The sequence below is a fragment of the Aeromicrobium sp. S22 genome (genome assembly GCF_009661045.1).
GTDB classification, from domain to species: Bacteria; Actinomycetota; Actinomycetes; order Propionibacteriales; family Nocardioidaceae; genus Aeromicrobium; species Aeromicrobium yanjiei.
Map to the genome: position 1 here is coordinate 390,474 of NZ_WJWV01000001.1, position 20,771 is coordinate 411,244.

Consider the following 20,771-nt stretch of genomic DNA (forward strand, 5'->3'; position numbering starts at 1 on the left):
CATCGAGGAACTCGGCCCCGGCGCCCCTCGTTCTACGGTTGAACCTTCATTCACCTGCCCCCGACACCTGGAGCCCGACGATGAAACTTCCTGCGCACAAGAAGATGCTCTCGGCTGCGGCCGCCGCGTCGGTCCTGCTGATCACCGCGGCATGCGGCAGCAGCGAGTCCGACGGCGCCGCGTCCCCCAAGACGTCGAGCTCGGCCGCTCCGGGCGACGCCGCCACCACGGACGCGGCGGACTCCTCCCCCGGGTCGTACGCGGACGGCGACTACTCCGCCGAGGGCAGCTACACCAACCCCGGTGGCGAGTCCACGGTCAAGGTCGACCTGACCGTCGCCGACGGCAAGATCTCGGACGTCACCGTGACGCCCGAGGCCGACGACCTGACCTCGAAGCAGTACCAGAACAAGTTCGCGGGCGGCGTCGCCGACCAGGTCGTGGGCAAGAGCCTCGACGACCTGTCGGTCTCCAAGGTTGCCGGCTCGTCGCTGACGAGCCAGGGGTTCAACCAGGCGATCGAGACCATCAAGGGCGAAGCCCGGGCCTGACGTGCACGCCTGGACGTTCGAGGCGATCGGCACCGCATGGCAGATCGACTCGCGGGCGCCGCTTCCGGCCGGTGCCGAGGCTGACGTGGCGCATCGGGTCGAGTGCTTCGACCGTGCCTGGTCGCGGTTCCGCGACGACTCGCTCGTCGCGGACATCGCCCGCCGGCCGGGGCGGTGGACGCTGCCGGACGAGGCGGACCTGCTGCTCTCGTTCTACGGCGAGCTGCACGAGGCCACCCACGGAGCGGTCAACCCCTTGGTGGGGCGCCGACTCGCGGAGCTCGGCTACGACGCGGGCTACTCGCTCAGGGCCGCGGACGACCCGGCTGCGGTCCCGGACTGGGACTCGATCTCGTGGGACCCGCCGGTCCTGACGACCCGTCAGCCGATCCTGCTCGACGTGGGTGCCGCCGGCAAGGGCCTCCTGGTCGATCTCGTCGCGGGCGTCCTGGGGACGTACGTGGACGACTTCACGATCGACGCGAGCGGCGACATCTACCACCACGACCCCGACCCGACCAGGATCGCGATGGAGCATCCGGACGATCCCACCCGGGCGATCGGCGTCGTCGACGTCGGCCCCGGCCAGGCGCTGTGCGCCTCCGCGACGAACCGCCGGGCGTGGGGCGACGGTCTCCACCACGTGCTCGACGCGCGCACGGGGCGCCCCACCCGAGACGTCCGCGCGACCTGGGTCGTCGTGCCGCGCTCGTGCATGCGCGCCGACGGGCTGGCCACCGCGCACTTCTTCGCACGTGCCGACCTGCTCGCGCAGCGATTCCCCCACGAGTTCGTGCGCATGCACGCCGACGGCCGCGTCGAGTGGTCCGAGAACTTCCCCGGAGAGGTGTTCACATGAGGGACCTGCTGGACCGACAGCTCGGCCGCGTCACGACGTACCGCCTCGTGACCCTGAGCCTGCTGCTGCTCGTCGTGGTCTACTCCGTCTTCACCGCGACGGGCGTGATCGAGGGCCTGTCGACGGGCGACAACCTGGTCTGCCTCGCGGTGCTGCTCATCGCGTCGTACGTCAGCAACCGGGTGCTGGGCCTGCTCTGGCGGGTCCGCCCGCACGCGGAGTCCGCCGTCATCACGGCTCTGCTGCTGTTCTTCCTCTTCGTGCCCCTGCTGTCGATCGACACGGGCAACCTGGTGTGGCTCGCGCTCGCTGCCGTGCTCGCCAACGCCTCCAAGTACGTCCTCGCGTGGCGCGGCAGGCACGTGTTCAACCCGGCCGCGGCCGGAGCGTTCCTGGTCGTGGTCGGCCAGGAGATCGTCGGCCGGGAGGAGCGGATCAACGCGATCTGGCAGACCGCCGCGACCGAGCGCTTGTTCCCGTTCGTCCTGGTCCTCGCCCTGCTCGTGCTGTGGCGGACGCGCCGGCTGGACGTCGCGGCGGTGTTCGTGGTGATCGCCACCGTCCTGATCGTCGCGCGGCTGCTCGACGTCGCGGGTCCGGACCAGTCGTTCGTCGACGTCCTGAAGACGACGTTCTACTCCTACCCGATCGTCTTCCTGGCGGGGTTCATGCTGAGCGAGCCGCTCACCCTGCCGCCGCGGCGGCGCCAGCAGCTCGCGGTCGCGGCGGTCACAGCGGTCGCGTTCGCCTACCCGATGTGGATCGGCTTCCTCACCGACAACCCGCCGTCGCTGGGGGTCTTCGCGATCACGCCGGAGCTGTCGCTGCTGATCGGCAACCTCGTGGCGTTCGCCCTCGCCCGGCGACGCGGCCTGGTGCTGGAGCTCGAGGAGACGCGCCGGCTGACGCCCGAGACGCACGAGCTGGTGTTCCGCGCGCGGCGACCCGTCCGGTTCGTGCCGGGACAGTACGTCGAGCTGACCGTCCCGCATGCCCGCACCGACAGTCGGGGGAGCCGCCGGACGTTCAGCATCTCCTCGCCCCCCGACGCCTCGGGGCTCGTGTCCGTCGCGCTCCGGGTGCCGGAGCCCAGCTCGAGCTTCAAGCGGGCGCTGCTCGACCTGGAGCCGGGCGAGCGTGTCCACGGCACGGGTGTCGGCGGCGACTTCGTGCTGCCGGCCGATCCCTCCGTGCCCGTGCTGCTCGTGGCCGGCGGGATCGGCATCACGCCGTTCCTGAGCCAGCTCGCGCACGAGCCGTCACGCGACGCGGTGCTCGTCTACGGGGCGTCGACGCCGGGCGAGGTCCCCTTCGTGGACGAGCTCGCAGGGGCCCGCGTCGTGCTGGTCTGCCCCCAGCGGCCCGCGTCGCTGCCCGACGGCTGGTCGTACGTCGAGGCGCCGTTCCTGTCGGTCGACCTCATCGCGGCCGCCGTGCCCGACCTGGCCGACCGCATCGCGTACGTCTCGGGTCCGCCGGCCATGGTCAACGCGGTGCGCCCGGGCCTGGCGAAGCGGTGCAGGCGGGTGAGGACGGACTACTTCACCGGCTACTGACCCACGCGGTGGTGAGCCGACGGAGGGGACGATCTAAAGTTGACAGGAATGGACTCAACTTTGACGATGTTGTCCTGAGTGACCCCCCTTCTTCACGTCAGGAGCACCACCCATGGATCTTGCGAAGTTCACCACCCGCAGCCAGCAGGCGCTGGGCAGCGCGATCTCGTCCGCTGCCGCCGCCGGCAACCCCGCCGTCGAGCCGGCCCACCTCCTGCAGGCCCTGCTCACCCAGGAGGGCGGCACGGCCGGTCCACTGATCCAGGCGGCCGGCGTCGACGTCCAGTCCGTCGCCGCGGACCTCAAGGCATCCCTCGAGGCGCTGCCGAGCGCATCGGGTGCCAGCGTCCAGAACCCCACCCTCAGCCGGACGAGCCACGAGGTGCTGCAGCGCGCCCAGGAGCTCGCCGACCAGCTCGGTGACGAGTTCGTCTCGACCGAGCACCTCGTCGTCGGCATCGCCACGGTCGGCTCGGCCGCCCAGAACATCCTGCTCGAGGCCGGCGCCACCGCAGAGGCCCTGCAGGCCGCCTTCTCGGCGGTCCGCGGCTCGACCCGCGTCACCAGCGCGAACGCCGAGGACACCTACCAGTCCCTGGAGAAGTACGGCGTCGACCTGACGGCCGTCGCCGCGGAGGGCAAGCTCGACCCGGTCATCGGCCGCGACAGCGAGATCCGCCGTGTCGTGCAGGTGCTGAGCCGTCGTACCAAGAACAACCCCGTCCTCATCGGCGAGCCGGGCGTCGGCAAGACCGCGGTGGTCGAGGGCCTGGCCCAGCGCATCGTCGCGGGGGACGTCCCGGAGTCGCTGAAGGGCCGCCGCCTGATCTCGCTCGACCTCGCGGCGATGGTCGCGGGCGCGAAGTACCGCGGTGAGTTCGAGGAGCGGCTCAAGGCCGTCCTCACCGAGATCAAGGAGTCCGAGGGCCAGGTCATCACCTTCATCGACGAGCTCCACACCGTCGTGGGTGCCGGCGCGGGCGGGGACAGCGCGATGGACGCGGGCAACATGCTCAAGCCCATGCTGGCCCGCGGTGAGCTGCGGATGATCGGCGCAACGACCCTCGACGAGTACCGCGAGCGCATCGAGAAGGACCCGGCCCTGGAGCGCCGCTTCCAGCAGGTGTTCGTCGGCGAGCCCTCCCCCGAGGACACGATCGCGATCCTGCGCGGTCTCAAGGAGCGCTACGAGGCGCACCACAAGGTGGCGATCTCGGATGCGGCGCTCGTCGCGGCCGCCACGCTCTCGGACCGCTACATCCCCGGTCGTCAGCTCCCCGACAAGGCCATCGACCTCATCGACGAGGCCGGCAGCCGCCTGCGCATGGAGATCGACTCGAGCCCCGTCGAGATCGACGAGCTGCGTCGCTCGGTCGACCGCCTCCACATGGAGGAGCTGCACCTCGCGAAGGAGACCGACGACGCGAGCCGCGAGCGGCTGGAGAAGCTGCGCATCGAGCTGGCCGACAAGCAGGAGTCCCTGCGTGCCCTGGAGCAGCGCTGGGAGGCCGAGAAGCAGAGCCTCAACGCTGTCGGCGACATCAAGGAGCGCATCGACGAGGTGCGCGTCGCGGCCGAGCGCGCCCAGCGCGAGGGCGATCTGGACCAGGCCAGCCGGCTGCTCTACTCCGAGATCCCCGCGATGGAGCGCCAGCTCGCCGAGGCGCAGGAGGCCGAGTCGAGCGCCGAGCCCTCCATGCTCCACGAGGAGGTCGGCGCGGACGACATCGCCGAGGTGGTCGCGTCCTGGACGGGCATCCCGACGGGGCGCCTGCTCGAGGGCGAGACCGGCAAGCTGCTGCGCATGGAGGACGAGCTCGGCAAGCGGCTCATCGGCCAGCGCGCCGCGGTCAAGGCGGTGTCCGACGCGGTGCGGCGCTCGCGCGCCGGCATCTCGGACCCGGACCGCCCGACGGGCTCGTTCCTGTTCCTCGGACCCACCGGCGTGGGCAAGACCGAGCTGGCCAAGACGCTGGCGGAGTTCTTGTTCGACGACGAGCGGGCGATCATCCGCATCGACATGAGCGAGTACTCCGAGAAGCACTCGGTCAGCCGCCTGGTCGGTGCTCCCCCCGGCTACGTGGGATACGACGAGGGCGGTCAGCTGACCGAGGCGGTGCGCCGCCGTCCGTACTCGGTCGTGCTCCTCGACGAGGTGGAGAAGGCCCACCCGGAGGTCTTCGACATCTTGCTGCAGGTGCTCGACGACGGCCGGCTGACCGACGGCCAGGGACGTACGGTCGACTTCCGCAACGTCATCTTGATCCTCACCTCCAACCTCGGCTCGTCGTTCCTGCAGGACGCATCGCTGGACGAGGAGGCCAAGCGCAACGCCGTCATGGACGTCGTCAAGGTCTCGTTCAAGCCCGAGTTCCTCAACCGGCTCGACGAGATCGTGATGTTCGACGCGCTCGGCACCGAGGAGCTCGCGCACATCGTCGACCTGCAGATCTCGGCACTCGCGAAGCGCCTCGCGCCGCGTCGCATCCAGCTGGAGGTCACCGAGGCGGCGCGCGAGTGGCTCGCGCTCACCGGGTGGGACCCGGCGTACGGTGCCCGGCCGCTGCGCCGACTCGTGCAGCAGGCGATCGGCGACCGGCTGGCGCGCTCCCTGCTCGCCGGCGAGGTGCGCGACGGCGACACCGTCGTCGTCGACCGCGAGCCCGAGGCGGACGAGCTCACGGTGCGCCGGGCCTGACCGCGGGACGTCTCGGTGAGTGCTTGTCCCGGCATGATGGGATGGGGCCATGACTGTGACCTCACCGAGACGTCCTCCGCTGCTCACGGCGGCGTGCGCCTACCTCGGTGGCCTGGCCGCGATCCAGAGCATCCGCACGATCTCGCTCGTCTCGAGCTGGAACGGTGACAACGCCGCCGAGAAGGTCTCGCCCTATCTCGAGGCGCTCCGCGACGCGGGCATGTCCCAGGCCTCCGCGGAGTCCGGCTACAAGGTCTTCCTGACCGTGCTCGCGGTGCTGGCGGCCGCCGGGGTCGTGTTCGCGATCCACACCGCGCGGGGCGATCGCGTCAGCCGCATCGGCCTGACCGTCGTCATGGGTCTGGTCGGCGTCTCCTTCTTCCTGGGCGCGACCGGCGGCTCGTTCTTCGACGCCGTGATCGGGGCGATGGCCGTCGCCTTCACGGTGCGGCTGTGGACGGGGGAGTCCAGGACCTGGTTCCGTCAGCTGGCGGGCGACCTCCCCCCGGAGGAGCCCTCCGCCGTGCCGCAGCGGTCCGATCCGTTCTCGACGCAGCAGCAGGCCCCGGTCGAGCACCCGGCGGCCCAGCCCACCCAGCCGCCGGTCCACCCGTACGCCCACCAGCCGTACGCGGGAGCCCCGCAGTCGCCGTACCCGGGCGCCCAGCCCTACTGGACCCCGCAGCCGGCACCCGACAAGCTGCCCCGGCCGGTCGGCATCGCGGTGTGGACCACGTTCGTCGGCTCGCTCATGGCGGCCCTGCCGGCGGCGATCCTGCTCCTCGGATTCGCCGTCGTGGGCACCGACTACGACAGCTGGATCGAGCAGGGTGGCGTCGGTGCCGACATGATCGACCTCCGTGAGAGCGAGTTCGACACCGCCGTCCGCTTTATCCTCGCCTTCAGCTCGATCTCGCTCGTCGCCTCGGCGGCGGGCCTCTTCGCGGCGATCCGGGTGCTGGTCACCAAGCGCTCGGGCGGGGTGTTCTTGTTCGTCATGACGGTCGTGACGATCATCATCTCGATCATCGGATTCCCGATCGGGCTGCCCTGGACGGTGGCGGCGGTCGTGGCCCTCATCCAGCTACGGCGGCCGGAGGCCACGCAGTGGTTCGCCCGCCCATGACCGTGGTCACACCCCCCGCGGGCGCTGTAAGGCTTTTCAGGTGCGAGGACTAGACTGAAGGCATGTCAGAGAGCGTTGCGACCGTCCAGAAACGTCCCCACGTCGTCGTCGTGGGAGGCGGGTTCGGAGGCATCGCAGCCGTCCGCAAGCTCAAGCGTGCCGACGTCGACGTGACGCTGATCGATCGTCACAACTACAACACGTTCAACCCGCTGCTCTACCAGGTCGCGACCGCGAGCCTCAACCCCGGCGACATCACCTGGTTCCTGCGCGCGATCCGCGCCAAGCAGTCCAACGTGCGCTTCCTCAAGGGCACCGTCATGTCGATGGACCACGAGGCCAAGACGCTGCACCTCGACGGTGGGCTCGACGTCAAGTACGACCAGCTCGTCATCGCCGTCGGCGTGACCGCCAACTTCTTCGGCGTGCCCGGCGCCGAGGAGTACTCGATGCCCCTCTACCGCCGCTCGCAGGCGCTCGCGGTCCGCGACCGGATGTTCGCAGGTCTCGAGGACGCCGCGATCAACGGCCAGGACCGTGACCTGCGCATCATCGTCGTCGGCGGCGGTGCCACCGGCGTCGAGACCGCCGGAGCGTTCGCCGAGCTGCGCAACAACGACATGCCCACGACCTACCCCGAGCTCGACACCGACCGCGTGCACATTACGCTGATCGAGATGCTCCCGCACGTCCTCGGACCGTTCCACCCCAAGCTGCGCGACTATGCGCGCAAGTCGCTCGAGAAGCGCGGCGTCGACCTGCGGCTGGAGACGGCCGTCAAGGAGGTCCGCCCGGACGGCGTGCTCGTCGAGCACGACGGCCAGCAGGAGTTCCTCGAGGCCGGCATCGTGGTCTGGGCCTCGGGCATCACGGCGCACTCGGCCGTCAAGGAGTGGAACGTCCCGCAGGGGCGCGGCGGTCGCATCGAGACCGACGAGCACCTGCGCGTCAAGGGCATGGACGGCGTCTACGCGATCGGCGACGTCTCGGTCAGCCCCGAGGAGCCGCTGCCGCAGCTGGCGCAGCCGGCCATCCAGGGTGGCAAGCACGTCGCCAAGGTCATCGCAGCAGGGGTCGCGGGCAAGAGCCTGCCCAAGCCGTTCAAGTACAAGGACAAGGGCACGATGGCCACCATCGGTCGCTCGTCCGCAGTCGCCGAGATCAAGTTCATGCCGCGGCTGACCGGTTTCCCCGCGTGGATCATCTGGGTCGCGCTGCACATCGCGACGCTGCTGGGCAACCGCAACCGCTTCGCGACGCTGACCAACCTGACGGCCAAGTACCTCGTCTGGGGCAGCCACAACGCGATCGTCGGCGAGACCCCGCCGGTCGTCGCCAAGACTCCGTCGACGCTCGAGTCGCACGCCCCGCGCCTCGGCGCGGGCAAGAAGGCGGCGAAGAAGGCCACGGCCGACAAGTAGCTCGGCCGCGACCGCCCCTAGGCTGGGATCGCCCACGACTCCCAGCACGAAGGCAGGACCCATGGCCGCAGTGAACCTCGACATCGCCGACGGCGTCGCGCACATCGTCCTCACCCGACCCGACCAGGCCAACGCATTCGACCTGCCGGCCGCCCGCGACATGGCCGCGGCGGTCGACGGCCTGGCCGGCGACGACGTCCGCGCGATCACGCTGACGGCTCAGGGCAAGCGGTTCTGCGCCGGCGGTGACGTCCGCTCGTTCCTCGCCGCAGACGATCCCTCGGTCTACCTGCTCGAGCTGGCGACGGTGCTCGAGGCGGCGCTGCGGGCGCTGGCCGACACGCCCAAGCCGGTCGTCGCCGGCGTGCGCGGTGCCGTGGCCGGTGCAGGTCTCGGCGTCATGCTCAGCGCAGACGTGATCATCGCCGCGGAGTCGACCAAGTTCGTCATGGCCTACCCGGGCATCGGCATGACGCCGGACTGCGGGGTCTCCTATCTCGTGCCCCGCGCGATCGGCCAGCAGCGTGCGCTGGAGTTCGCCCTGACCGGCCGGGTGCTCACGGCGCCCGAGGCCCGCGACTGGGGACTCGTCACGACGGTCGTGGCCGACGACGAGCTCGAGCCCGCGGTCGAGGACATGGCCCGCACCTGGGCGGACAGCGCGCCCGCCGCACTGGGCCAGGCCAAGCGCCTGATCCGCGGCGCCTGGGACCTCACGGGGCCGCAGACGGGTGCGGACGAGTCCGCGACGATCGCGGCCGCGGTCACGACCGACGAGGCGCAGCGGCTCGTGAGGGCCTTCACGTCGCGCTGAGCAGCGCCTCGAGCTCGGACCTCGCGGTCACCAACGACGGTCCGTACCACGTGAGGGCGCGCCCGGGCACGAGCGCCGTCGGCGTGTGCGTGAAGGCCTCGGGCCCGTCGACGGGCGTGAAGACGTAGGGCTCGTCGGGCAGGAGCACGAGATCGGTCCCGTCGGCGTCGATCACGTCCAGCTCGACGTGCGGATAGCGGTCCTGGTGGTGGCCGAACGCGTTGACGAGGCCCAGCCGCCCCAGGAGGTCGCCGGTGAACGTCCGGGAGCCCACGACCATCCACGGATCACGCCAGATGGGCACCGCGACGCGGGCCGGTGCGAGGCGCGCCGGCTCGGCCCAGACCCGCTCGGCCTCGTCCAGCCAGTCCGGCACGTCCCAGCCGAGGCCGTCGACGAAGAGCCGGCGCATCGAGGAGAAGGACTGGCCCACGGTCTCGATCTCGGTGACCCACACCGGGATGCCGGCCCGGCGCAGGCGGTCAACGTCGAGCTCGCGGTTCTCCTCGCGGTTGGCGATGACGAGATCCGGGTGCAGGTGCGCGATCGCCGCGCGGTCGGGGTTCTTGGTCCCGCGCACCCGTGCGACGTCGAGGCCGGGCGGGTGGGTGCACCAGTCCGTTGCTCCCACCAGCGTCTCGGGACGAGTGGCGGCGACGGCCTCGGTCAGGGACGGCACGAGCGACACGACCCGGCGGGCGGGCCGCTCGACCTCGACGGCATGACCGAGATCGTCGTTCATGACCTGCGCCGCACGCCCATCGCGCCGCACAGAGGTGGCAGCCAGGGCAGGTCGTCGGACTTCAGTCCGGCGTCGATGAGCTCGGCCACGTCGTCCGGGAACGGCGTGGGGCGCCGTGTCGACATGTCCATGTGGACGAGGGTCGCCTCCAGGACGCAGGCCAGCTGCCCGCGCGTGCGGTTGGCGATCAGGGTCACGGTGTGCAGCACCTTGTCGGAGCGCTCCACCAGGCGTACGTGGGCCGAGACCTCCTCGCCCTCGAGGATCTCGGCGTAGTACGTCAGGTGGTGCTCCGCGGTGAACGTGGACATCGCGCGGCTGCTGATGTAGTCGTCGGTCATCGCGAGGTCCTCCTGGCAGCGCAGCCACAGCGCGCTGCCGCCGATCTCGAGATAACGGCCGATGTTCATGTGCCCGTTGACGTCGATGAACTCCTGGGGCACCACACGATCGACCTGCGCCGGGAGCTCGAGGACCTGGTCGTACGTGGGGAGGGAGAGGCTCACGGCTCGACGATACGGGGCAGCGGCGCTCAGCGGCGCGTGGCCCGGGCCACGCCGGCGGCGAACCGATCGGCGAGGGTCCTGGCGAAGGTCTGGGTGAAGTGCACCTTGTCCCGATAGACCACCACGTTGTCGACGACGGGATAGCAGATGTCCTGGGGGCACGCCGTCGCGTTGGCCCTCACCAGGACCGCGTCGTCACCCATCGCCCGAGAGGTCTCCGCCATGATCGAGGTCTTCCCGTTGCGGTGGAAGGTGCACTGGCGGGCGTCGCGCGTCTCGGCCAGGCACGACGTGGGGAAGAACGGTGCGCGGTTGGGGGAGTCCGACAGCACCACGCCGATGCCGGTGGCGTGAAGACGCTCGACCGTGCGCACCATGCCGTCGATCGCGTGGTCGACGGACGCCCGCTTGCCCAGCCGCCTCCCGTCGGCCTCCAGCCACTCGGTCGTGAGCCGGCTCATCGCGATCACGACCACGTCGGGTCGGCGCTTCTCGATCGCTCGTAGGGCGGCCTCGCGGAAGGCGTCGCACTCCTCGTACGTCCCGCCGCGAGCGGGGTCGAACCGGGTGACGTCGGCCATCGGGCAGCTGCTCTTGGCCCAGACCGTCACGGCCCACCCCCGGCGCTCGCCCGCCGTGAGCACTGCGGGGGCGATCGCACCGGCGATGGAGTCGCCGAGCACCACGACCTCGCGGTCGGACCCGCGGCGCCCGAAGGTGCAGGCGTCCCACGACGGAACGACCACCTGCGCGAAGCCCACGTGGCAGCCGTGCTGCTTGAACGGTCCTTGGTCGTCGGCTGCGTCTGCCAGGGGAGGCCTGACGGTCTCCTGGGCCGCCGCGCCGCGGGCGGTCGTGCCGTCCGTCCTTGTCACCGTCAGTCGATCGATCGAGCCGGTCTGAGACGTGTACGACACGACGGGGAGAACGGCCACCACGAGGCACGCTCCCACGGCGATGCTGAGCACCGGACGACGGACCAGCAGCCGCGCGTGACGCATCGGGGTCTCCACGACGTGGAAGCTCGCGATACTGAGACCCACCGCGACGGCGACCAGAGCCGCCCGGGTGGTCGGGGAACGCGAGTCGAGGGCCGCCATCCCGATGACGAGCACGGGCCAGTGCCACAGGTACAAGGAGAATGAGCGGTCCCCGATCCACGGCAGGGGACGAATCGCGAGGGCCCGCCCCAGTGGGCCCGCCGAGCCGGTGCCGGCCGTGACCAGCAGCATGCCGGCGAGGGTCGGGGCGACAGTCAGCCAGGACGGGTAGGTGAGGCCGGCGACGCCCGACTCGTCGAGGATCGCGACGCTCGCACCCAGCAGTGCCAGGCCGACGACGCCCAGACCGGTACGGGTGCCGGGCCGCCAGCTGCTGATGACCGGCACCGCGACGGCCACGAGCGCTCCGGCCGCGAGCTGCCACGCGCGCGCCGGGGTGCCGAAGTACGCGAACGGCTGGTCCGTCGTGCTGAGGTGGATGCAGTACGTGAACGAGACCGCGATCACCGTCACGAACGCGAGCACGAGGAGCCGGGCTCGTACGGATCCCGCTCGTCCCGCCAGCCGCCAACCGGCGGCGAGCGCGAGCAGGAGAAGCGGCCAGACGAGGTAGAACTGCTCCTCGACCCCAAGACTCCAGTAGTGCAGGACAGGTGAGGGGTCACGCTCGGCTGCCAGGTAGTCGGTCTGCTGCAGCGCGAACCGCCAGTTGCCGGAGAACAGCGCAGACCACACGACGTCGCGACCGATTGCCGGGCGGTCGAGGGGACTCATGAACACGCGGACCGCGAGCATCGTCGCCACCAGCACGAGCGCGGAGACGGGCAGGATGCGCCGGGCCCTGCGGGCCCAGAACTGCCGCAGGCTCACGGTGCCGGTGATCGTGATCTCGCGCAGCAGCAGCTGGGTGATGAGGAAGCCCGAGAGCACGAAGAACAGATCGACACCGACGAAGCCACCGGGCACGAACGGCGCCCCAGCGTGATACGCCACGACGACCAGGACGGCCACGGCACGCAGCCCCTGGATGTCGTCGCGTCTCACGCGCGACGTTCGTCGCTCATCGGTCCCTGTCACGGCTGCCCCCTGTCTCCACCTTCACACAGCGAGACGCCGTGGGCCTGGAGACGTGGGCGTGGGAACCAGGGGACCGGTTCCCTGGTTCAGGGCTCCGGGGAGGACCGGGTGTCGCCCGTGCGGTTCGCTCCCTGCTCGGCGCCGAAGTTTGCGCCAAGGCCTTGACGACAAGGAATGTTAGCGTTAACAATTTCTCCAACGGCCTCTGTGGTCCACGTCACACACGGAGCTCATTGGTCGGCAGGAAGGCGGATCCTCAGCCGAGGTGAAGCCCGGGGACGTACGCGGATGTCCGCCCGCAACCGTCCTCGACCGGTCCGGTGTCAGGCGACGTCGGGTCCCCATCCCACATGGAGGAACAGTGTTCAAACAACTGATGACCGTGACCGCGGGCGTGGTGATCGCCGGCGGACTGGCTGCCTGCGGAAGCAGCAGCAGCGACAGTGGTGGATCCAGCGGGTCCGGCGGCAGCGGCGGATCCGGCGACATCACGATGGGCTTCGCCCAGGTGGGCGCGGAGAGCGGTTGGCGCACCGCCAACACCAAGTCCGTGCAGGCGGCGGCCAAGGAGGCCGGCGTCGACCTCAAGTTCTCCGACGCGCAGCAGAAGCAGGAGAACCAGATCAAGGCGATCCGCTCCTACATCCAGCAGAAGGTCGACGTGATCGCCTTCAGCCCTGTCGTGGAGACCGGGTGGGACACCGTGCTCCAGGAGGCCAAGCGCGCCAAGATCCCGGTGATCCTGACCGACCGGGCGGTCGACTCCGACGACACGTCGCTGTACAAGACGTTCCTCGGCTCGGACTTCGTGGTCGAGGGACAGAAGGCGGGTCAGTGGGTCGTCGACAACGCCGACACCAACGACGTCGACAAGAACGGCTCGATCAACGTCGTCGAGATCACCGGCACGACGGGCGCCGCTCCCGCGATCGATCGCAAGGAGGGGTTCGAGGACAAGATCTCGGCCGATCCGTCGATCAAGATCATCGCGTCGCAGACCGGTGACTTCACGCGTGACGGCGGCAAGAAGGTCATGGAGGCGTTCTTGAAGTCACAAAAGGACATCGACCTGGTCTACGCCCACAACGACGACGAGGGGCTCGGGGCGATCGAGGCGATCGAGGCGGCCGGCATGAAGCCGGGCGTCGACATCAAGATCGTCACGGTGGACGCCGTCAAGGACGGGATGACCGCGCTGTCCGAGGGCAAGATCAACTACATCGTCGAGTGCAACCCCCTGCTCGGCCCGCAGCTGATGGAGCTGGCCAAGAAGGTCACCGCAGGCGAGGACGTCCCCGAGCGGGTCGTCACGAAGGAGACCGCCTTCGACCAGGAGCAGGCCAAGCAGGTCCTGGCCGACCGCCAGTACTGACGGCCCGTGACAGGTGAGGCCCTGTGCCGTCCCGTGCGCAGGGCCTCACCCCCCGACGAACCGAGGAACCGAGATGATCCAGATGGCAGCCGAGGCGCCGCGCCGAAGCGTCGCACCGCCCGTGGTGGAGATGACGGGTGTGTCCGTGAGCTTCCCCGGCGTCAAGGCTCTGCAGTCGGTGGGGCTGACCCTGCGGGCCGGTGAGGTGCACGCGCTCATGGGCGAGAACGGTGCCGGGAAGTCGACCCTCGTGAAGGCGTTGACGGGGGTGTACGCCCTCGACTCCGGCACGATCCTCGTGGGCGGCGAGCCACGTACGTTCACGAGCCCGGCGGAGTCGCAGGCCGCCGGGATCAGCACGGTCTACCAGGAGGTCAACCTCTGCACGAACCTCACGGTCGCCGAGAACATGCTCCTCGGGCGCGAGCCGCGCTCGTTCGGGCGCATCGACACCCGCGCGATGAACCGCCGCGCCGGCTCCGTCCTGGCGCGGCTCGGCCTGGACCTCGACCCCCGCTCGCGCCTGGGCGAGCACCCCATCGCGGTCCAGCAGCTCGTCGCGATCGCCCGGGCCGTGGACATCGAGGCCGAGCTGCTGATCCTGGACGAGCCCACCTCGAGCCTGGACGCCGACGAGGTCGACAAGCTCTTCGGGGTGATCCGGACCCTGCGGGACGAGGGAACTGCGATCGTGTTCATCTCGCACTTCCTCGACCAGGTCTTCGAGATCTCCGACCGCATGACGGTCCTGCGCAACGGACAGCTCGTGGGGGAGTACGTGACCGCGACCACGAGCCGTCTCGACCTCGTCCGCGCGATGCTCGGACGCGAGCTCGAGACCCTCGAGCGGATCGAGCGCCAGGCCGAGGAGAAGACCGTGGTCGAGGCCGGCGAGCCCCTCCTCCAGGTCGTCCGGCTGGGGCGCAAGGGCAGCGTCGAGGCGGTCGACCTCTCGGTGTTCGAGGGGGAGGTGATCGGGGTGGCCGGTCTCCTGGGTTCTGGACGCACCGAGCTGGCGCGGCTGCTGTTCGGCGCCGATGCCGCCGACACCGGCACCGTCACCGTCAAGGGACGACGCGTGCGGCTCCGCGCCCCCCGCAACGCGATCGACCACGGCATCGCGTTCTCGAGCGAGGACCGCCGCGCCGAGGGCGTCGTCGGGGACCTGTCGATCGCGGACAACATGATCCTCGCGCTGCAGGCCTCGAAGGGCTGGCTGCGGCCGCTCAAGGCAGCGACCAAGGAGCGGCTGGTGCGCTCGTACATCGAGGCCCTCGACATCCGGCCGGCCGATCCGCAGGCGCTCATGCGCAACCTCAGTGGCGGCAACCAGCAAAAGGTGCTGCTCGCCCGCTGGCTCATCACCGAGCCCCAGCTCCTGATCCTCGACGAGCCCACGCGCGGAATCGACATCGGCGCGAAGGCGCAGATCCAGCAGCTCGTCACCGATCTCGCCGGAGAGGGGGTGGCGGTGGTCTTCATCTCCGCCGAGCTCGAGGAGGTGCTGCGGCTGAGCGACCGGGTCGTCGTCATGCGGGACCGGCACAAGATCGACGAGCGGGTCAACGACGACGTGTCCGTGTCCGACGTCCTGGAGGTCATCGCGGGGGAGGTGCGGGCCGATGCGTAGCGCGATCCGCCACCCCCTGTTCTGGCCGGTGCTCGCCCTCGGCGTGCTGCTGCTGGTCAACCTCGTGGCGACCCCGTCGTTCTTCTCGATCCGCGTGCAGGACGGACACCTCTACGGGAGCCTCATCGACATCCTGCGCAACGGTGCGCCGACGCTGCTGATCGCGCTCGGCATGACGCTGGTCATCGCGACCCGCGGCATCGACCTGTCGGTGGGTGCGATCGTCGCGATCTCGGGAGCCGTGTCGTGCACGTACCTCGCCGGCGCGCCGGACGAGTCCTCGGCGGGCCGCGCGATCATGGCGATGACCCTGGCCGTCGGGGTCTGCCTCCTGCTCGGCCTCTGGAACGGCTTCCTCGTGGCGGTGCTCGGGATCCAGCCGATCATCGCGACGCTGGTCCTGATGACGGCGGGCCGAGGTCTCGCGATGCTGATCACGGACGGGCAGATCATCACGGTCAACAACAGCCTGTTCGAGCGGGTCGGCGCGGGCTTCTTCCTGGGGCTGCCGGTCGCGATCCTCATCGCGCTCGCCATCGTGCTGGTCACCGCGGTGCTGACCCGTCGCACGGCGCTGGGGATGCTGATCGAGGCGGTCGGGGTCAATCCCGAGGCGAGCCGCCTGGCCGGCGTCCGCTCGCGGACCATCACCTGGACCGTCTACGTCTTCATCGCGTTCTGCTCGGCCGTGGCCGGGCTGATGATCGCCTCCAACACGAGTGCGGCCGACGCCAACAACGCGGGCCTGTTCATCGAGCTCGACGCGATCCTCGCGGTGGTGATCGGGGGCACCTCGCTGGCCGGCGGCCGGTTCTCGCTGACCGGGACGTTCATCGGCGCGATGTTCATCCAGACCCTCGCCACGACGATCCCGACGATCGGGATCCCGTCCGAGACCAACTACCTGTTCAAGGCGGTCGTGGTCATCCTCGTCTGCCTGCTGCAGTCGCCCAAGGCCCGGGCGGTGCTCCGGGTGCGACGTCCCGCCCCGCTGCTGACGAGAGGGAGCCAGGCATGACCGCGCACACCCCCACCGCGCAGGACCTGCGCGGGTCCGCGAGCGACCGGCTGCGGCAGCTCGCGCCACCGCGGCGCTTCTATCCCGTGCTGGCGACCGCGGCGCTCTTCGTGGGCATGCTCGGAGCCGGGGGCATCCGCTACGAGGGCTTCACCTCGCCGCAGGTGATCCTCAACCTGCTCGTCGACAACGCCTTCCTGATCGTCCTGGCCGTGGGGATGACCTGTGTGATCCTGACCGGCGGGATCGACCTGTCGGTGGGGTCGGTGGTGGCGCTCTCGACGATGGTGGCCGCCTCGACCCTGCGCGCCGGCTGGCCCGCGGCCCTCGTGGTCGTCGCGGTGCTGCTGACCGGCTCGGTCCTCGGCCTCCTCATGGGGCTGGTGATCCACTACTTCGAGATCCAGCCGTTCATCGTGACGCTCGCGGGCATGTTCCTGGCCCGCGGCCTCTGCTACCTGATCAGCATCGAGTCGATCCCGATCAAGGACCCGACGTTCACGTCGTTCGCGATGGGCACGATCGAGCTGCCGGGCGGCTACTTCATCACCCCTGCCGTGGTGGTCGCCCTGGTCGTCCTCGCGATCGCGGCGTGGGGCCTGCACATGACGCGCTTCGGTCGCACGATCTACGCGGTCGGCGGCAGCGAGCAGTCGGCGCTGCTGATGGGGCTCGCGGTCGCCCGGACCAAGGTGGGTGTGTACGTGATCAGCGGCTTCTGCTCCTCTCTCGCGGGTCTGCTCTTCTCGGTCTACATGCTGTCCGGCTACAGCCTCCACGCGGTCGGGATGGAGCTCGACGCCATCGCTGCCGTCGTGATCGGCGGTACGCTGCTGGCCGGCGGGTCCGGGCTGGTCCTGGGATCGGCCCTCGGTGTCCTGGTCCTCGGGACGATCCAGACCTTCATCTCGTTCGACGGCAACCTCAGCTCCTGGTGGACCAAGATCACGATCGGTGTGCTCCTGCTGGTCTTCGTCGTCATCCAGCGGCTGTTCACCCGGAGGCAGGCATGACGACAGTCCCGAACCAGGCGCCGGTCATGGCCGACGTCGCCAAGCTCGCCGGGGTCTCGCACCAGACGGTGTCGCGGGTCATCAACCAGATGCCCAACATCAAGGAGTCGACCCGCCAGCGCGTCGAGGCCGCGATCAAGCAGCTCGGCTACCGCCCCAACACCGCCGCCCGAGCGCTGGTCACCCGGCGCTCGTCCACCATCGGCATCATCAGCACGGAGTCCGGCCTGTACGGGCCGAGCAGCATCCATCGGACCGTCGAGGACGCGGCACGCCAGGCCGGCTACTTCGCCGGGTCGGTGAGCCTGTCGACCGTGACGGCCGAGTCGCTGACCGACGCGATCGACCACCTCATGCGGCAGTCGGTCGAGGGCATCGTCATGATCGCGGCGCAGTACGAGGCGCTCGACGTGATCCGCCACCAGGACCCCGGTGTGCCGCTCGTCGTGGTCGAGGGAGACCTGACCCGGGCCCGGTTCGCGGTCGGGGTCGACCAGCACCAGGGTGCGTACGAGGCGACGTCGCACCTCCTGGGCCTCGGGCACCCGAGCGTGGTCCACGTCCGCGGTCCCCTGGAGTGGACAGAGGCCGAGGCGCGCCGGCAGGGGTGGGAGGACGCCCACCGCGATGCGGGTCTCGAGCCGGGGCCGCTCCACCTCGGCGACTGGACGGCGCGCAGCGGCTACGAGGCGGGACGCCGGATCGTCGAGGAGGGTGCGCCCGGCGCGATCTTCGTCGCGAACGACCAGATGACGATCGGCCTGATGCGGGCGCTCCACGAAGGCGGCCTGTCGGTGCCCGGCGACGTGAGCATCGTCGGTTTCGACGACTCCCCCGAGAGCGAGTTCCTCAACCCGCCGCTCACGACCGTCCGACAGAACTTCCACGAGGTCGGCCGCCGGGCCATCGCGGTGCTCCACGCCGCGATCGCTGGGCAGGAGGACGATCTGCCGCGGCTCATCGAGCCCGAGCTGATCGTGCGCTCCAGCACCGCGCCCCACGACGCGGGGAGACCGACATGAGCGATCAGTACGTGATCGGGGTCGACTTCGGCACGCTGTCGGGCCGCGCCCTGGTCGTCGCGGTCGCCGACGGCCGCGAGCTCGGCAGCGCGGTCCATCCCTATCGGCACGGCGTGATCACCGAGGCGCTGCCGACCACGCCCGACCGCCCCCTGCCGCCCGACTGGGCGCTGCAGGTGCCGTCGGACTACCTGGACGTCCTGCGCCGCGCGGTGCCGGACGCCGTGCGAGCGTCCGGCATCGACCCGTCGCAGGTGATCGGCATCGCGACCGACTTCACCGCCTGCACGATGGTGCCCGCGCTCGCCGACGGCACCCCGCTGTGCGACGTCCCCGGGCTGGCCGACCGGCCGCACGCGTACGTCAAGCTGTGGAAGCACCACGCGGCGCAGGACCAGGCCGACCGGATCACGAGGCTGGCACGCGAGCGCGGCGAGGCCTGGCTCGCGCGGTACGGAGGGCTGATCTCCTCGGAGTGGGAGTTCGCCAAGGGTCTGCAGGTGCTCGAGGAGGACCCCGAGCTCTACGCGACGATGGAGTGCTGGGTCGAGGCCGCCGACTGGATCGTGTGGCAGCTGAGCGGGGTGCACGTCCGCAACGCCTGCGCCGCGGGCTACAAGGGGATGCTGCAGGACGGGGCCTACCCGGGGGAGGACTTCACCGCCGCGCTGAACCCCGCCTTCGCCGACTTCGTGGACGCCAAGCTGGCCGGGACGATCGGCCAGCTCGGGCACCGCGCGGGGTCGCTGACGCCGCAGGCGGCCGAGTGGACCGGGCTGCCGGCAGGGATCGCGGTGGCCGTCGGCAACGTCGACGCGCACGTGACCGCACCGGCCGCCCAGGCCGTCGACGCCGGTCAGATGGTCGCGATCATGGGCACCTCGACATGCCACGTCATGAGCGGGAGCGTCCTGCGCGACGTCCCGGGCATGTGCGGTGTCGTGGACGGGGGCATCGTCGCCGGCAGCTGGGGCTATGAGGCCGGGCAGAGCGGCGTGGGGGACATCTTCGGCTGGTTCGTCGAGCACGGCGTCCCGGCCGGGGTCCGTGACACCGCCCGCGAGCGCGGCCTCGGGGTGCACGAGCACCTGACCGAGCTGGCCGCTCGCCAGAGCGTCGGCGCGCACGGCCTGGTGGCCCTCGACTGGCACAGCGGCAACCGCTCGGTCCTGGTCGACCACGAGCTCACCGGCCTGCTCCTCGGGCAGACGCTCGCGACCCGGCCCGAGGACGTCTACCGCGCGCTGATCGAGGCGACCGCCTTCGGGACGCGCACGATCCTGGCGGCGTTCGAGGACGCGGGTGTCCCGGTCGTCGAGCTGGTCGTCGCGGGTGGGCTGTCCAAGAATCCCCTGCTGATGCAGATCTACTCCGACGTGACCCGCATGCCGCTCTCGGTCATCGGGTCCGAGCAGGGCCCTGCGCTGGGTGCTGCCCTCCATGCCGCCGTCGCGGCCGGCGCGTACGCGGACATACGCGCCGCCGCGAAGGCCATGGGCTCCGTTCGTCGGGCTGTCGTCCAGCCCGACGAGCGGCGCTCGGAGGTCTACGACCGGCTGTTCGCGGAGTACACCGCCCTGCACGACCACTTCGGTCGCGGCGGCAACGACGTCATGCACCGTCTGCAGGCGCTGCGTCGCGAGGCGCTGGTGGAGGGGGCGCCATGACCGTCACGAGCCAGGTCACCCAGACGATCCGCCACCTGCGCGAGGAGGTCTGCCGCCTGCACGGTGAGCTGACCCGCTACCAGCTCGTGGTGTGGACCGCGGGCAACGTCTCGGCCCGGGTCCCGGGCGTCGATGCGATGGTGATCAAGCCGAGCGGGGTCGCGTACGAGGACCTGACCCCCGACAACATGGTCGTCACCGATCTCGACGGACGGGTGCTCGAGGGTGATCTCGCCCCGTCGTCCGACACGGCCGCCCAGGCGTACGTCTACCGGCACCTGCCGCACGTCGGCGGCGTCGTGCACACCCACTCGACGTACGCGACGGCCTGGGCCGCGCGGGCCGAGCCCATCCCGTGCGCCCTGACGATGATGGCCGACGAGTTCGGCGGCGAGATCCCCGTGGGACCGTTCGCCCTGATCGGAGACGACTCGATCGGCCGCGGCATCGTCGAGACCCTGCGAGGAAGCCTCTCGCCCGCGGTGTTGATGCGAAACCACGGCGTCTTCGCGATCGGTGCCGACGCGCGCTCGGCCGTCAAGGCCGCCGTGATGTGCGAGGACGTCGCCCGCACGACCCACATCGCCCGGCAGCTTGGCACCCCGAGCGCGCTCACGCCCGAGCAGGTCGCCCGTCTGCACGACCGCTACCAGAACGCGTACGGCCAGTGAGGCCGATGCGTCCCCACCGAAGAGGAC

At 70.4% G+C, this 20,771-nt stretch carries 17 protein-coding genes; 14 read left to right on the forward strand and 3 right to left on the reverse strand.

Annotated features, from left to right (window positions below; all coding sequences use genetic code 11):
* The first annotated feature begins 80 nt into the window (after positions 1-80).
* The 7 genes from GEV27_RS01940 (at position 81) to GEV27_RS01970 (ending at position 9,025) form a co-directional block, all read left to right on the forward strand.
* Positions 81-551, forward strand: a complete 471-nt coding sequence (locus GEV27_RS01940) for an FMN-binding protein (RefSeq protein ID WP_153933332.1) — start codon at positions 81-83, stop codon at positions 549-551.
* A 1-nt stretch (position 552) separates the two neighbouring features.
* Complete coding sequence (locus tag GEV27_RS01945; protein ID WP_309221980.1) at positions 553-1,410, forward strand: FAD:protein FMN transferase; 858 nt, start codon at positions 553-555, stop codon at positions 1,408-1,410.
* On the forward strand, positions 1,407-2,966 hold the full coding sequence (locus GEV27_RS01950) for an FAD-dependent oxidoreductase (protein ID WP_153933333.1): 1,560 nt from the start codon (positions 1,407-1,409) through the stop codon (positions 2,964-2,966). The genes GEV27_RS01945 and GEV27_RS01950 overlap by 4 nt, the downstream gene beginning before the upstream one ends.
* A 112-nt stretch (positions 2,967-3,078) precedes the next feature.
* On the forward strand, positions 3,079-5,664 hold the full coding sequence (gene clpB, locus GEV27_RS01955; RefSeq protein ID WP_153654636.1) for an ATP-dependent chaperone ClpB: 2,586 nt from the start codon (positions 3,079-3,081) through the stop codon (positions 5,662-5,664).
* 49 nt (positions 5,665-5,713) lie between these two features.
* Positions 5,714-6,790 (forward strand): hypothetical protein, encoded by a 1,077-nt coding sequence (locus tag GEV27_RS01960; RefSeq protein WP_153933334.1) that lies wholly within the window; start codon positions 5,714-5,716, stop codon positions 6,788-6,790.
* 62 nt (positions 6,791-6,852) lie between these two features.
* Entirely contained in the window at positions 6,853-8,211 is a 1,359-nt protein-coding gene (locus tag GEV27_RS01965; protein ID WP_153933335.1) for an NAD(P)/FAD-dependent oxidoreductase, read from the forward strand.
* 61 nt (positions 8,212-8,272) lie between these two features.
* Positions 8,273-9,025 (forward strand): enoyl-CoA hydratase/isomerase family protein, encoded by a 753-nt coding sequence (locus GEV27_RS01970; protein WP_153933336.1) that lies wholly within the window; start codon positions 8,273-8,275, stop codon positions 9,023-9,025.
* On the opposite strand, the gene GEV27_RS01975 is transcribed toward GEV27_RS01970, so the two are convergent.
* Genes GEV27_RS01975 through GEV27_RS18190 form a run of 3 tightly spaced genes read right to left on the reverse strand, consistent with a single transcriptional unit; the run spans position 9,012 to position 12,318 of the window.
* On the reverse strand, positions 9,012-9,767 hold the full coding sequence (locus GEV27_RS01975; protein ID WP_153933337.1) for a helical backbone metal receptor: 756 nt from the start codon (positions 9,765-9,767) through the stop codon (positions 9,012-9,014). The genes GEV27_RS01970 and GEV27_RS01975 overlap by 14 nt on opposite strands.
* A complete protein-coding gene (locus GEV27_RS01980; RefSeq protein ID WP_153933338.1) occupies positions 9,764-10,273 on the reverse strand; it encodes a thioesterase family protein in 510 nt (169 codons plus the stop codon). Before GEV27_RS01980 ends, GEV27_RS01975 begins: the two co-directional genes overlap by 4 nt.
* Positions 10,274-10,299: 26 nt before the next feature.
* Complete coding sequence (locus GEV27_RS18190; RefSeq protein ID WP_153933339.1) at positions 10,300-12,318, reverse strand: acyltransferase family protein; 2,019 nt, start codon at positions 12,316-12,318, stop codon at positions 10,300-10,302.
* A gap of 409 nt (positions 12,319-12,727) precedes the next feature.
* Between GEV27_RS18190 and GEV27_RS01990 the strand changes: the two genes are divergently transcribed.
* The 7 genes from GEV27_RS01990 to GEV27_RS02020 all read left to right on the forward strand — a co-directional run bounded on the left by GEV27_RS01990 (position 12,728) and on the right by GEV27_RS02020 (position 20,744).
* Positions 12,728-13,723 carry an ABC transporter substrate-binding protein gene (locus tag GEV27_RS01990; protein WP_153933340.1) on the forward strand — a complete coding sequence of 332 codons (996 nt, stop codon included), beginning with the start codon at positions 12,728-12,730 and terminating at the stop codon, positions 13,721-13,723.
* Between the two features lie 73 nt (positions 13,724-13,796).
* Positions 13,797-15,353, forward strand: a complete 1,557-nt coding sequence (locus tag GEV27_RS01995; protein ID WP_228764910.1) for a sugar ABC transporter ATP-binding protein — start codon at positions 13,797-13,799, stop codon at positions 15,351-15,353.
* The gene (locus GEV27_RS02000) at positions 15,346-16,371 is read left to right on the forward strand and encodes an ABC transporter permease (protein WP_153909895.1); all 1,026 of its coding nucleotides are present in this window, start codon (positions 15,346-15,348) and stop codon (positions 16,369-16,371) included. Before GEV27_RS01995 ends, GEV27_RS02000 begins: the two co-directional genes overlap by 8 nt.
* On the forward strand, positions 16,368-17,384 hold the full coding sequence (yjfF, locus tag GEV27_RS02005) for a galactofuranose ABC transporter, permease protein YjfF (protein WP_153909896.1): 1,017 nt from the start codon (positions 16,368-16,370) through the stop codon (positions 17,382-17,384). Before GEV27_RS02000 ends, yjfF begins: the two co-directional genes overlap by 4 nt.
* The gene (locus GEV27_RS02010; protein ID WP_208430984.1) at positions 17,381-18,406 is read left to right on the forward strand and encodes a LacI family DNA-binding transcriptional regulator; all 1,026 of its coding nucleotides are present in this window, start codon (positions 17,381-17,383) and stop codon (positions 18,404-18,406) included. The genes yjfF and GEV27_RS02010 overlap by 4 nt, the downstream gene beginning before the upstream one ends.
* Complete coding sequence (gene araB / locus GEV27_RS02015) at positions 18,403-20,073, forward strand: ribulokinase (protein WP_153933341.1); 1,671 nt, start codon at positions 18,403-18,405, stop codon at positions 20,071-20,073. Before GEV27_RS02010 ends, araB begins: the two co-directional genes overlap by 4 nt.
* Positions 20,070-20,744, forward strand: a complete 675-nt coding sequence (locus GEV27_RS02020) for an L-ribulose-5-phosphate 4-epimerase (RefSeq protein ID WP_153933342.1) — start codon at positions 20,070-20,072, stop codon at positions 20,742-20,744. Before araB ends, GEV27_RS02020 begins: the two co-directional genes overlap by 4 nt.
* The last annotated feature ends 27 nt before the right edge of the window (positions 20,745-20,771 follow it).

Bases quoted from the DNA above. Each gene is read 5' to 3' on its own strand.
- GEV27_RS01940 (WP_153933332.1), top strand. From the start codon at position 81: ATGAAACTTCCTGCGCACAAGAAGATGCTCTCGGCTGCGGCCGCCGCG.
- GEV27_RS01950 (WP_153933333.1), top strand. From the start codon at position 1,407: ATGAGGGACCTGCTGGACCGACAGCTCGGCCGCGTCACGACGTACCGC.
- clpB (WP_153654636.1), top strand. From the start codon at position 3,079: ATGGATCTTGCGAAGTTCACCACCCGCAGCCAGCAGGCGCTGGGCAGC.
- GEV27_RS01960 (WP_153933334.1), top strand. From the start codon at position 5,714: ATGACTGTGACCTCACCGAGACGTCCTCCGCTGCTCACGGCGGCGTGC.
- GEV27_RS01965 (WP_153933335.1), top strand. From the start codon at position 6,853: ATGTCAGAGAGCGTTGCGACCGTCCAGAAACGTCCCCACGTCGTCGTC.
- GEV27_RS01970 (WP_153933336.1), top strand. From the start codon at position 8,273: ATGGCCGCAGTGAACCTCGACATCGCCGACGGCGTCGCGCACATCGTC.
- GEV27_RS01975 (WP_153933337.1), bottom strand. From the start codon at position 9,767: ATGAACGACGATCTCGGTCATGCCGTCGAGGTCGAGCGGCCCGCCCGC.
- GEV27_RS01990 (WP_153933340.1), top strand. From the start codon at position 12,728: ATGACCGTGACCGCGGGCGTGGTGATCGCCGGCGGACTGGCTGCCTGC.
- GEV27_RS01995 (WP_228764910.1), top strand. From the start codon at position 13,797: ATGATCCAGATGGCAGCCGAGGCGCCGCGCCGAAGCGTCGCACCGCCC.
- GEV27_RS02000 (WP_153909895.1), top strand. From the start codon at position 15,346: ATGCGTAGCGCGATCCGCCACCCCCTGTTCTGGCCGGTGCTCGCCCTC.
- yjfF (WP_153909896.1), top strand. From the start codon at position 16,368: ATGACCGCGCACACCCCCACCGCGCAGGACCTGCGCGGGTCCGCGAGC.
- GEV27_RS02010 (WP_208430984.1), top strand. From the start codon at position 17,381: ATGACGACAGTCCCGAACCAGGCGCCGGTCATGGCCGACGTCGCCAAG.
- araB (WP_153933341.1), top strand. From the start codon at position 18,403: ATGAGCGATCAGTACGTGATCGGGGTCGACTTCGGCACGCTGTCGGGC.
- GEV27_RS02020 (WP_153933342.1), top strand. From the start codon at position 20,070: ATGACCGTCACGAGCCAGGTCACCCAGACGATCCGCCACCTGCGCGAG.